11 protein-coding genes and 1 tRNA gene are annotated in these 12352 nt (G+C 66.6%); 9 read left to right on the top strand and 3 right to left on the bottom strand.

Annotation, left to right across the window (positions count from 1 at the left end; genetic code table 11):
* Positions 1-56 precede the first annotated feature (56 nt).
* The 8 genes from hfq to ASC81_RS16885 all read left to right on the top strand — a co-directional run bounded on the left by hfq (position 57) and on the right by ASC81_RS16885 (position 7060).
* A complete protein-coding gene (hfq, locus tag ASC81_RS16920; RefSeq protein ID WP_056198163.1) occupies positions 57-299 on the top strand; it encodes an RNA chaperone Hfq in 243 nt (80 codons plus the stop codon).
* 11 nt (positions 300-310) lie between these two features.
* A complete protein-coding gene (gene hflX / locus ASC81_RS16915) occupies positions 311-1564 on the top strand; it encodes a GTPase HflX (protein WP_235533687.1) in 1254 nt (417 codons plus the stop codon).
* Positions 1565-1611: 47 nt separating this feature from the next.
* On the top strand, positions 1612-2808 hold the full coding sequence (hflK, locus tag ASC81_RS16910) for an FtsH protease activity modulator HflK (protein ID WP_056269414.1): 1197 nt from the start codon (positions 1612-1614) through the stop codon (positions 2806-2808).
* 14 nt (positions 2809-2822) lie between these two features.
* Positions 2823-3716: a protease modulator HflC gene (gene hflC / locus ASC81_RS16905; protein WP_056269413.1), complete on the top strand. Its 894-nt coding sequence runs from the start codon at positions 2823-2825 to the stop codon at positions 3714-3716.
* Positions 3713-3895, top strand: a complete 183-nt coding sequence (locus ASC81_RS16900) for a DUF2065 domain-containing protein (protein WP_056269411.1) — start codon at positions 3713-3715, stop codon at positions 3893-3895. The genes hflC and ASC81_RS16900 overlap by 4 nt, the downstream gene beginning before the upstream one ends.
* A 62-nt stretch (positions 3896-3957) precedes the next feature.
* A complete protein-coding gene (locus tag ASC81_RS16895; protein ID WP_056269409.1) occupies positions 3958-5121 on the top strand; it encodes an ATP phosphoribosyltransferase regulatory subunit in 1164 nt (387 codons plus the stop codon).
* A 45-nt stretch (positions 5122-5166) separates the two neighbouring features.
* Positions 5167-6501, top strand: a complete 1335-nt coding sequence (locus ASC81_RS16890; protein WP_056269407.1) for an adenylosuccinate synthase — start codon at positions 5167-5169, stop codon at positions 6499-6501.
* 37 nt (positions 6502-6538) lie between these two features.
* The gene (locus ASC81_RS16885; protein WP_056269406.1) at positions 6539-7060 is read left to right on the top strand and encodes a phosphoribosyltransferase; all 522 of its coding nucleotides are present in this window, start codon (positions 6539-6541) and stop codon (positions 7058-7060) included.
* Between the two features lie 146 nt (positions 7061-7206).
* Here the strand turns inward: ASC81_RS16885 and ASC81_RS16880 are convergent.
* Positions 7207-7291, bottom strand: a tRNA-Leu gene (locus ASC81_RS16880).
* A gap of 69 nt (positions 7292-7360) precedes the next feature.
* Between ASC81_RS16880 and rnr the strand changes: the two genes are divergently transcribed.
* The gene (gene rnr / locus ASC81_RS16875; RefSeq protein WP_056270005.1) at positions 7361-9697 is read left to right on the top strand and encodes a ribonuclease R; all 2337 of its coding nucleotides are present in this window, start codon (positions 7361-7363) and stop codon (positions 9695-9697) included.
* An 8-nt stretch (positions 9698-9705) separates the two neighbouring features.
* Here rnr and ASC81_RS16870 read toward each other — a convergent pair whose 3' ends face one another.
* Together ASC81_RS16870 and ASC81_RS16865 are read right to left on the bottom strand one after the other, a co-directional pair.
* The gene (locus tag ASC81_RS16870) at positions 9706-11061 is read right to left on the bottom strand and encodes an NAD(P)H-hydrate dehydratase (protein ID WP_056269404.1); all 1356 of its coding nucleotides are present in this window, start codon (positions 11059-11061) and stop codon (positions 9706-9708) included.
* Between the two features lie 10 nt (positions 11062-11071).
* Positions 11072-12325 carry an FAD-binding oxidoreductase gene (locus ASC81_RS16865; protein ID WP_255354435.1) on the bottom strand — a complete coding sequence of 418 codons (1254 nt, stop codon included), beginning with the start codon at positions 12323-12325 and terminating at the stop codon, positions 11072-11074.
* Positions 12326-12352: the final 27 nt, after the last annotated feature.

Genomic DNA, 12352 nt, shown 5'->3' with positions numbered 1-12352 from the left:
CCCTGTGTTAAGGTCCAACCCGTAGTCCACACCCCCCGATAACTCGGAGCATACCGATGAGCAACAAAGGCCAACTTTTGCAGGATCCCTTTTTGAACCTGCTCCGCAAAGAGCACGTGCCGGTTTCGATTTACCTCGTCAATGGCATCAAGCTCCAGGGCCATATCGAATCCTTTGACCAATACGTCGTCCTGCTGCGCAACACCGTGACGCAGATGGTCTACAAGCACGCGATCTCGACCGTCGTGCCGGGCCGCGCGGTCAACTTCCACGCTGGCGACGCTCCCGCGGACGCCTGATCCCCACACCCTTGTCTTCGACCCCTTTCCACGACGCGACGCCGCCCACTGAGGCGGCGCGCGCCATTCTTGTGGGTGTCGATTTCGGTCGCCACCGCTCCGCCCAGGGCTTCGACGAGAGCCTCGACGAATTGGCGCTGCTGGCCGAATCAGCCGGCGACACGCCAGTGGCCAAGGTCATCGCGCGCCGTCAGGCGCCCGATGCGGCGCTGTTCGTGGGCTCAGGCAAGGCCGACGAGATCAAGTTGCTCGTGCAGGCTCACCAGGCCCACACAGTGCTGTTCGACCAGGCCATCTCGCCGGCGCAGCAGCGCAACCTCGAACGCGTGCTTGGTGTGCCGGTTGCGGACCGCACCGCCCTCATCCTCGAGATCTTTGCCGCCCGCGCGCAAAGTCACGAGGGCAAGTTGCAGGTTGAGCTGGCACGGCTGCAATACCTAGCGACGCGCCTGGTGCGCCGCTGGAGCCACCTGGAGCGCCAGAGCGGCGGCATCGGCATGCGCGGCGGCCCCGGCGAGGCACAGATCGAGCTGGACCGTCGCATGATCGACGACCGCATCAAGACGACGAAGGAGCGCCTCAAGCGCGTGCAGCGTCAACGCGGCACGCAGCGCAAGGCCCGCTCGCGCAACGGCGTCTTCAGGGTCTCCCTGGTTGGCTACACCAACGCGGGCAAGAGCACGCTTTTCAACGCCCTCGTGAAGGCTCGCACCTATGCGGCCGACCAGCTCTTTGCGACGCTGGACACGACGACGCGCTCCCTCTACCTGGAGCAGGCCGCCGCCAGCGTCTCGCTATCCGACACGGTCGGCTTCATCCGCGACCTGCCGCACAAGCTCGTCGAAGCCTTCCGCGCGACTCTGCAGGAGGCGGCCGACGCCGATCTGCTGCTGCATGTCGTCGACGCCGCGAGCCCGGTGCTTGACGAGCAGATCGCCGAAGTGGAGCGCGTGCTGGCCGAGATTGGCGCGGCCGATGTGCCGCAGATCCTGGTCTACAACAAGCAGGATCTGCTGCCCGAAGACCAGCGGCCGCGCGAAACCGTGGACGCCGTTTTGCGCAGCGCCGGCGGCACCCAGCCCACGCCGCGGGTCTTCGTCAGCGCACTGGACGGCAGCGGCCTGGCCGAGCTGCGCCAGTTGATTGCCACGGCCATGCAAGCCCAGCCCTTGATTCCCGACGAGCGGGACCCACGTTTCGACGCTGACCCGTCGCATTCTTCGGACGCCGACGAGCCCTCTTCCTCAGACCCAACCCAGGCATGAGCAGCACTTCTCACACACCGCCCCGCAGCCCTTGGGCGCAGCGTCTGATGACGCCGATCGCGCGAGCCGCGGGCCGGCTGTTGAACAACGGCCGCAACGACGGCCCGCCCGATCTCGACGAGCTCTGGCGCGACTTCAACCGCAAGCTCTCCGGCATGTTTGGCGGGAAGTCCGGCGGACCGTCCGGCCCCAGCGGCACGGGGGGCGGCGCGCCCGACATGAAGGGCGCTGGCATCGGCGCCGGCCTCATCGCCGGCGTCGTGGTGCTGGGCTGGTTGGCCAGCGGCTTCTTCATCGTGCAGGAAGGTCAGCAGGGCGTCATCACGTCCTTTGGCAAGTACAGCAAGACTGTTGAGGCCGGCTTCCAGTGGCGCCTGCCCTATCCCTTCCAGGCGCATGAGATCCAGCCGGTCTCGCAGCTGCGCCAGGTCGAGGTCGGCCGCACGTCGGTCGTCGCCGCCACGGGCCTGCGCGACTCGTCCATGCTCACGCAGGACGAGAACATCGTCGACATCCGCTTCACCGTGCAGTTCACCATCCGTGACCTGCGGGACTTCCTGTTCGAGAACCGTGACCCCGAGCAGGCTGTGCTGTTGGCGGCCGAGTCGGCGGTGCGCGAGATCGTCGGCAAGAACACGATGGACTCGGTGCTCTATGAGCAGCGCGACGCCATCGCGACCGATCTCGTGAAGTCCATTCAGGCCCAGCTCGACCGCCTCAAGGCCGGCATCCAGATCAAGAACGTCAACGTGCAGACGGTGCAGCCGCCCGAGCAGGTGCAGGCCGCGTTCGAGGACGCATTCAAGGCCAACGCCAACCGTGAGCAGCTGAAGAATGAAGCGCAGGCCTATGCCAACGACGTGATCCCGCGTGCGCGCGGCGAATCCGACAAGCTGCGCGAGCAGGCCGAGGGCTACAAGGCCCGTGTCGTTGCGACTGCCGAGGGTGATGCGCAGCGCTTCAAGAGCGTGCTGACCGAGTACCAGAAGGCTCCGCAGGTTACGCGCGACCGGCTCTACATCGATGCGATGCAGCAGGTCTACAGCAATGTCAGCAAGGTCATGGTGGACGGCAAGAGCGGCTCCAACATGCTCTATCTGCCTTTGGACAAGTTGCTGCAGCAAGGCAGTGGCAGCGTGACCGTGTCCGCGCCGCAGCCGAGCACGGCGTCCGAGCCGACGTCGTTGCCGAATGCCAATGACCTGCGCAGCCGTGACAACCAGCGCAGCCGCGACGGCCGCTGATCGAGGACCATCGAATGAACCGTATTGCCGCCATCGTTGCCGGCGCCATCGTCGCCCTGATGCTTGCGTCGTCGATGCTCTTCATCGTCGACCAACGCCAGTTCGCCGTCGTTTACGCGCTTGGTGAAATCAAGGAAGTCATCACCGAGCCGGGCCTGAAGTTCAAGGCGCCGCCGCCGATCCAGAACGTCGTCATGCTGGATCGCCGCGTGCAGACCCTGGACAGCCCCGAGTCGCGCCCCATCTTCACGGCCGAGAAGAAGAGCCTGGTCATCGACTGGCTGATCAAGTGGCGCATCACCGAGCCGCGCCAGTTCATCCGCAACAACGGGGCCGACATCCGCAACGTCGAAAACCGCCTGGCTCCCATCGTGCAGGCCGCCTTCAACGAGGAGGTGACCAAGCGCACCGTCATCGGCGTGCTGTCCGCCGAGCGCGAGAAGATCATGAACGACGTGCGCAAGCGTCTTGGCGACGAAGCCAAGCAGTTCGGCATCGAGGTCGTCGACGTGCGCATCAAGCGGGTGGACTTCGCCTCCGGCATTACGGACGCGGTTTACCGGCGCATGCAGTCCGAACGCCAGCGAGTGGCTGCCGAAGCCCGCTCGACGGGCGCTGCCGAGGGCGAGAAGATCAAGGCGGACGCTGATCGTCAGCGGGAAGTCATCGTCGCCGAGGCCTTCCGCGATGCGCAAAAGATCAAGGGCGAGGGCGATGCCAAGGCGTCGGCCCTGTACGCGGAGGCCTTCGGACGTGATCCGCAGTTCGCTCAGTTCTACCGTTCGCTCGAGGCCTATCGCGCCAGCTTCCGCAACAAGAGCGACGTCATGGTTGTCGACCCGGGCAGTGACTTCTTCAAGGCCATGCGCGGTTCCGGCTCCGGCCCGGCGGCACCTGCGCGGAAGTGAGCGACCTGCTGACGGCTCTCGCGCTGGTGATGGTCATCGAAGGCCTGATGCCACTGATCAGCCCGGGGCGCTGGCGCGAAGTCTTCAGCCGCATCCTCGCCATGAGCGATGGCCAGATCCGTTTCGTCGGTCTGGCCAGCATTCTGATGGGCCTGTTCGGGCTGCTCTGGTTGCGTTGATCTGAAGGCTGGGCCCCGAGAGGGGCCGGTAGAATGCCTTTTTTAACCGCCTGCCCTCGACCATGTCCTCTGCTTGGCTGCTGCCCGAGCACATCGCCGATGTCCTGCCTTCGCAGGCGCGCCGCATCGAAGAGCTGCGTAGAGAGCTGCTCGACATGGCCCGCAGCTACGGCTGCGAATTGGTCATTCCGCCGTTGCTGGAGCATCTGGATTCTCTGCTGTCCGGCACGGGCAGCGGCTCCGACATCAAGCTTTTCAAGCTGGTCGACCAGCTCTCCGGGCGCTCGCTTGGCCTGCGCGCCGACACGACGCCGCAGGTCGCCCGCATCGATGCCCATCTGCTGAACCGTCAGGGCGTGACCCGCCTTTGCTACTGCGGGCCGGTGGCACACACGCGGCCCGACGGCCTGAACACCAGTCGCGAGCCGCTTCAGTTCGGTGTCGAGATCTATGGCCATGCTGGCCTGGAGGCCGACCTTGAGGTGCATGAGCTGGCACTCGACGCGCTGCGCCGTGGTGGCCTGCGCGACGTGATGCTGGACCTCGGCGATGCGCGCCTCCTGCAAGGCGTGCTCGACGGCGTCAAGCTGACACCCGAGGCACTTGAAGCGCTGACCGCTGCGTTGGCAGCCAAGGACCTGGCCGCGCTGTCGCTGCTGAGTGCCGACATGCCGCCAGTCGCCCGTGACGCGCTGCTGGCTCTGCCCAGCCTGTTCGGTGGTCGGGAAGTGCTGAGCGAGGCCGCACGACGCCTGCCCGACCGTCCGCTGGTCAAGGCCGCGCTTGCTGATTTGAACTGGCTGGCCGGTCATCTCTCCGACGTCCATCCCGAGGTGGTACTGGGCTTCGATCTGGCCGACCTGCAGGGGTATGCGTACTACACCGGTATCCGCTTTGCCGCCTATGCGTCGGGCTGCTCAGACGCCGTGCTGCGTGGCGGGCGTTATGACGAGGTCGGCGCTGCCTTTGGCCGCCGTCGGCCGGCAGTGGGCTTCAGTCTCGATTTGAAGACGCTGGTGACGCTCGTGCCCGCGACCCCGTTGCGCGCCGCGGTGCGCGCGCCCTGGGGAGAAGATGCCTCGCTACGCCAGGCCGTGCGGGCCCTGCGGGAGCAGGGCGAGACGGTGGTCTGCGTACTGCCTGGCCATGAACACGAGGCTGACGAATTCGACTGTGACCGCGAGTTGGTTCGCGAGCACGCTGACTGGGTCGTCCGAGCGCTTTAAGCGCGGCGGCCCTTCCCAATCCCAAGCAATAAGCAGGCAAACAAGATGCAGAGCCAAACCGCGCGCGGACGCAATGTGGTCGTCGTCGGCACCCAGTGGGGTGACGAGGGCAAGGGCAAGGTCGTCGACTGGATGACGGACCATGCGCAGGGTGTCGTGCGCTTCCAGGGTGGCCACAACGCCGGCCACACGCTCGTCATCAAAGGTGTAAAGACCGCGCTGCAGCTTATCCCTAGCGGCATCATGCGTGACGGCGTGGCCTGCTATATCGGCAACGGCGTGGTGCTCGACCCGACCCATTTGCTGACGGAGATCGAACGTCTTGAGGCCGCCGGTGTCGAGGTGCGTTCGCGCCTTTTCATCAGCGAGTCCTGCCCGCTGATCCTGCCCTTCCATGTCGCCGTCGACAAGGCGCGTGAGCAGCTGCGCGAGACCAGTGGCAGCGGCAAGATTGGCACGACCGGCAAGGGCATCGGACCGGCCTATGAGGACAAGGTGGCCCGTCGTGCGTTGCGGGCGCAGGACCTGAAGCACCCCGAGCGTTTCGCCAAGAAGCTGCGTGAACTGCTGGAGCTGCACAACTTCGCGCTGGGCGGCTATCTGAAGGGCGAAGTGCTGGCCTTCGAGCCCATCTTCGAGCAAGCCATGAAGATGGCCGAGGCCATCAAGCCCATGTTGGCCGATGTGGGCTACTTGATCCACAAGGCCCACCAGGCCGGCGCCAACATCCTGTTCGAAGGCGCTCAAGGCACGCTGCTGGACATCGACCACGGCACCTATCCCTTCGTCACGTCCAGCAACTGCGTGGCGGGCAACGCTGCCGCCGGCGCAGGGGTCGGCCCACAGATGCTGCACTACATGCTGGGCATCACCAAGGCTTACACGACGCGCGTCGGCTCGGGCCCCTTCCCGACCGAGCTGGACTGGGAAGTTCCGGGTACCGTCGGCTACCACCTGTCGACCGTTGGCCAGGAGCGCGGCACCGTGACCGGCCGTGCGCGCCGCTGTGGCTGGCTGGATGCGGCCGCGCTGAAGCGGTCGATGATCATCAACGGCATCAGCGGCTTGTGCCTTACCAAGCTCGACGTGCTCGACGGTCTGGCCGAGATCAAGATGTGCGTGGGCTATGAGCTGGACGGCCGCAAGCTGGACATCCTGCCGCTGGACGCCGACGAGATCGAAGCGTGCACGCCGGTGTTCGAAACCTTTCCTGGCTGGAGCGAGATCACCTTCGGCATCACGTCCTGGGATGCGCTGCCGGCCAACGCCCGCAGCTATCTCAAGCGGGTCGAGGAAGTCATCGGCACGCCTATCCACATGGTCTCCACCGGCCCTGACCGCGAGCACACCATCGTGCTGCGTCACCCGTATTCGGCCTGACACTTCAACACCTGATTCGACGGAGACAACACCCATCATGCTGACCGATGACGGCAAACACCTCTACGTGTCCTGGGACGAGTACCACCTGCTGACCGAGCGCCTTGCGCTCAAGGTGCATGCGTCGGGCTGGCAGTTCGACCAGATCCTCTGCCTGGCCCGCGGCGGCATGCGCCCGGGCGACGTGCTGTCGCGGGTCTTCGACAAGCCGCTGGGCATCATGTCCACCAGTTCCTATCGAGCCGAGGCCGGCACCATCCAGGGTCGCCTCGACATGGCGAAGTACATCACCATGCCCAAGGGCGAACTGGCCGGCCGCGTGTTGCTGGTCGACGATCTGGCCGATTCGGGAGTCACGCTCAAGGCCGTGGTGGAGCGACTGCGCGGCATGCCGGCCATCAGCGAACTGCGCTCGGCCGTGATCTGGACCAAGAAGGTTTCGGCCTACACGCCGGACTACTACGTCGAGATGCTGGAAACGTCTCCGTGGATCCATCAGCCGTTCGAGGAGTACGACGGCATGGGGCCGGAGGCCTTGGCGAAGAAGTTCGTCGTTTGATCGCGAAGATGGGCGCCAGACAGGATTTGTTGATGCGCCCGTCGGATGCGGCGCCCGACACCGCAGGCGCCCAGCGCCTCGCGGGCGTTTGCTCCCGCCAAAGCAAAAAGGCCGGCGCTTTCGCGTCGGCCTTTTTGCTTTGGATCTGGTGCCCAGGAGAGGACTCGAACCTCCACGGAGTTACCCGCTAGTACCTGAAACTAGTGCGTCTACCAATTCCGCCACCTGGGCAAGGTGCTCAAGACTTCAGATCGAAGGCTTAAGCCGTTTCAGGAAAGCAAGGACTATATCATCAAAAACTTGAAGAATCCCAATCCGTCGCCTACCGGCGAGGGCGCCGGCCTGCTTGGCGAGGTCGAAGGCACGTTGCAAGGTCATCGCGACGGCCACGGTTTCCTGATCCCGGATGACGGGACCACCGACGTCTACCTGTCGTCTCAGGAAACCCATGCCGTCATGCACGGCGACCGTCTGCGCGTGCGCATCGTGCGCCTCGACAAGCGTGGCCGCCCGGAGGGCAAGGTGCTTGAGATTCTCGAGCGCAAGAAGCGTCCGCTGATTGGCCGCCTGCTGCTGGAATCGGGCATCTGGCTCGTTGCGCCCGAAGACCGGCGCATGGGCCAGGACATCCTCATTCCCAAGAACGGCATCGCCAATGCAACTGCCGGTCAGGTTGTCGCGGTCGAGCTGACAGAACCGCCGTCTCTGTACTCGCAGCCGGTCGGCCGCGTCGTCGAAGTGCTGGGGGAAATCGACGACCCGGGCATGGAGATCGAGATTGCCGTGCGCAAGTACGATGTGCCGCATCGCTTCAGCCCCGACACCTTGGCCCAGAGTGCCAAGCTGCCCGAGAAACTGCGCGCCGCCGATCTGAAGAACCGCGTCGATCTGCGCGACGTTGCCCTCGTCACCATCGACGGCGAGGACGCACGCGACTTCGACGATGCGGTCTACTGCGAGCCCTTCAAGCAGGGCCGCGGCAAGAAGGCCTTTGAAGGCTGGCGCCTGCTTGTGGCCATCGCCGACGTGTCGCATTACGTGAAGCCCGGCGAGCCGCTAGACGCCGATGCCTATGAGCGTGCCACGTCGGTCTATTTCCCGCGCCGTGTCATCCCGATGCTGCCGGAAAAGCTCTCCAACGGGCTGTGCTCCCTGAACCCGTACGAAGACCGGCTCAGCATGGTCTGCGACATGCTGGTGTCCAGCGACGGCACCGTCAGCGCCTACCAGTTCTATCCGGCGGTGATCAGCTCGCACGCGCGCTTCACCTACACGGAAGTCGCCGCCATCCTGGCCAACACGCACGGCCCCGAGGCCGCCAAGCGCCGGGAGCTGGTGCCGCATCTCTTGCACCTGCACGAGGTCTATCGGGCGCTGCTGGCTGAGCGCGGCCGACGCGGCGCAATCGATTTCGAGACGACCGAAACCCAGATCGTCTGCGACGACAACGGTCGCATCGAGAAGATCATTCCGCGCACGCGCAACGACGCACACCGGCTGATCGAGGAGGCCATGCTGGCTGCCAACACCTGCTCGGCGGATTTCATCCAGTCTTCCAAGCATCACTCGCTCTATCGCGTCCACGAGGGGCCGACGCCCGAGAAACGCACCACGCTGCAGAACTATCTGCGCTCGCTCGGCATCGGCATGGGCATCTCCGACGATCCGACCCCGCGCGAGTTCCAGCAGATCGCCCAGGCAACCAAGGACCGGCCCGACGCCCAGCAGATCCACACCATGCTGCTGCGCTCCATGCAGCAGGCCATCTACACGGGCATCAACTCGGGCCACTTCGGCCTGGCGTATCCGGCGTACACGCACTTCACGAGCCCGATCCGGCGCTACCCCGACCTGCTGGTCCACCGCGTCATCAAGTGCCTGCTTGCCAGCAAGCGCTACACGCTGGACGCCAGCAAGATGAATGTCCCGCAGGCGCCCAAGCGCCCCGGGCGCGCGGCACCGCCCAACCCGGCTGAGGCCCGCAACGAGGCCGAACGCTGGGAGGTCGTCGGCGCCCATTGCAGCGCCAACGAACGCCGTGCCGACGAGGCCAGTCGCGACGTCGAAGCCTGGCTCAAGTGCCGTTACATGCGCGACCGCCTCGGCGAGGAGTTCGCCGGCACCGTCAGTGCAGTCACGTCGTTCGGCCTTTTCGTGCAGCTTGATGCGCTCTACGTTGAAGGCCTTGTGCACATCACGGAGCTCGGTGGCGAGTACTACCGCTTCGACGATGTGCGGCAGGAGCTGCGCGGCGAGCGCACGGGCATCCGATATGCGACCGGCGCACGCGTGCAAGTGCAGGTCAGCCGCGTGGATCTCGATGGCCGCCGCATCGACTTCCGGCTCGTGCGCGACACGGACGAGCTCCGAGCGCCTGGCCGCGGCGGTGCGTCCAAGGCCTCTGGCAAAGCCTCAGGAAAGCCGTCGGGCAGGGCGCCGGCCAAAAAACGCGCGCCCAAGACCGCCGTCGAGACGCTCGACGAAGTTCGCCAGACCGACCGCGATGTGAAGCAGAGCCGCAAGGCCATCGTGGCGTCGCTGCATCCGGTCAAGGCCGCGCAGCAGGCTGCGAAGCGGGCCGCCAGCAAGGCGGCCAAGAAGGCGCCTACAAAGTCCGCCCCGCGCAAGCGCCGCTAGGTCACACGTCAGCGCTGGGCGGCCAGGCGTTCGATGAGATCGCCGGCGCGCAGCACGTCGTTCGACTCGCCTGCGCGGCCATGCGCGTCAACGCCAGCGCATGCGACTGCGTGTGCGTCCGACGCGGGTTGCTGCGCCCAGAGGCCGCCCAGCCAGCCGGCCAGGACATCGCCGCTGCCTGCGGTCGCCAGCGCGGGCCCGCCGCTGGCGCAGATGGCCGACCGATTGCCGGGCGATGCGATGACGCTGCCCGAGCCTTTCAGCACGACGCTGCAGTGAAGGCGTGCCGCCAGCTCGTGCGCGGCGCCCAGGCGGTCCGCTTGAACGTCGGCCGTGGCGCGACCCAACAAACGCGCCGCTTCCAGGGGATGTGGCGTCAGCAGCGTCATGCCTGGCTGCCGTGAGCGCACGAGCGCTTGCAGCGATTGATCCGCGGCAATCGCGTTCAAGGCGTCGGCGTCAATGACGACGCGCGGCAGTTGGAGCAAGGACCACAAGTCCGCTGCAATAGAAGAGCCGGCGCCGCAGCCAATGACGCCAACAGCCTGAGGCACATCGTCCGAGGTTCCGCGCATCAGCTCGGGTCGGCCCGGGTCGGCCTGATCACCCGCCGGCTGGCCGAGCAGCTCCAGATAGACGCGCCCGGCACCGCAAGCCAACGCAGCACGCGCGGCCAACTGGGCCGCGCCTTGCATGCCCGGCGAACCACCAACCACCAGTACCTGCCCGTGGCTTCCCTTGTGACTGGTCTCGCTTCGGTGGGGCCGTGGCGCGCGGCCCAGCAGCTCCGCCGTAGACGCCTCGTCCGGCAAAACGCCGAGGTCATCGAACCAAATCCGGCCGCAATGCGCACGGCCCTCTCCCGTGAAGAGGCCGGGCTTGAGTGTCAGCAGGGTCAAGGTGTGGTCGGCGCGGACCGCTCTTTCCCCTGCGGCCTGGCCGGTGTCGCCAAGTAGGCCGCTGGGAAGGTCGACGGCGAGGATGGGCGCCGCGCAGGCTTGCATCGCTGCCAGCGTTGCCAGCATGCCTGCCGGCGGCGCGCGATTCAAGCCAAGGCCCAGCAGGGCGTCGATGACCAGGGATGGGCGCGTCGGCGCGTCATGGCCGACGTGCACAGCCGCGCCGTGCTGCGCAAGTCGCCGAGCGGCCACCTGGCCGTCGCCGCCGTTGTTGCCCGGCCCGCAGACCACCCAGATCGGGCCATCGCCGTGCCGCAGCGACAGCGCCAGCGCCAGCTTGGCGATGGCCAGTCCGGCGCGTTCCATCAGGTCCGGCGACTTGAGAAGTGCGCGAGCTTCGATGCGCCGGCTGGCGGCGACATCGAACAGCGGCAGCGTGGAGGTCGTGGGCAGCAGCGGTCGCATGCCCGCGAGCTTAGGTCAGTCGCTGGGGGCCGAGGGCGCTGATGTCGAGTGCTGGCGTCGCGCCGGCAATCTGCTGAGCCAGCACGCTGGCAGCGCCGCAGGCCAGGCCCCAGCCGTTGCCTCCAGGTGAAAGACTCAGCCAGAGGCCGGCGCGGTCGCTGGTGCCCAGGACCGGCAGGCCATCGGCCGCCACGGCGCGCCGGCTCTGGCCATGTTGCACTTGGCTGTGCAGCACCGACCCCGGGAACCAGTGCTGCAGGCCGCGGTGCAGCGCTTCGAAGTCGGTCGCCACCTTCGCGCGGACGCGGCTCACCGCCAGCCCGCCGGTCACGCGAACGCGTTGGCCGGTGCGGGTGATGGTCAGCCCGAGCGCGGGGTCGACCCAGGCTGCCTTTGGCCCGAGGTCAGGGTGCGCTTCCAGCAGGCGCAGGGGCGCGGTCACCGAAGTTTCATGCTGGGCGGCCAGTGGCAGGCGTTGGCCGAGCAAGGCGCTTGCATCCAGGCCATTGCACAACACCACGGCATCGAAGCGCTCGTCCATCGGCCCGACGGGTTGGGGCAGGGTGTCACCGGCTTCTCGTTCGGCCCCCTGCGCGCGTGTCGGCGCTTCGAGTGGCGGCGTGTGCTCGTGCCGGAGCATCAGGCCGGCGCCGTCCGCGCTGACGGCGCGTACCGTCGTGTGGAAGCGAAAGCTGGCACCGAGGCGCTGCGCTTTCAGGCGCAGTTGCTGGGTGAATAGGCGGGCGTTGCCCGCCCCGCCATGGGCGAGGGCGAGAGTGCCGGACAGCGGGGCGTCGGCATTGAGCCCCGGCTCGAGGCGGCGCGCCGCCTCGGCGTCCAGCAACTCGATCTGCAGGCCCTGCGCCTTCCAACTGTCTATCCTGGCCTCGGCTGCAGCGAGGCGGCGCGCGTCAGTTAACGCAATGAGCAGGCCTTCGGTCGATTCATCGTCCAGGCCCAGCTGATGTCGCAGCTCGGCGGTGCGCGACAGGCCCAGCTGGCTCAAGGCCACCAGTGTCGACGCAGATTCACCGCCGCGGCGGCCGGCGCGCCAGCGGCGCCAGCGCCAGGCCCAGGGCGTTGGCATCACTGCATGTACGAGGGCAGGGTAGGGCGAGAGCAGGGCGCTGCCGGCAAAGCTCGCTTGTTCGGCGACGCTGCCGCCGCGCTCAAAAACCTGAACCTGGCAGCCTAGGACTGCGAGTTCGTATGCTGTTGCCACGCCAGCCAGTCCAGCGCCGACAACCGCGACACGGCGGCTCAAGCGCGCACCTGGCGGCGACTTCCGGCA

This window comes from Pelomonas sp. Root405 (assembly GCF_001425165.1).
In the GTDB taxonomy this organism is placed as follows: Bacteria; Pseudomonadota; Gammaproteobacteria; order Burkholderiales; family Burkholderiaceae_C; genus Pelomonas.
This window is presented reverse-complemented; position numbering and strand designations above follow the sequence as displayed.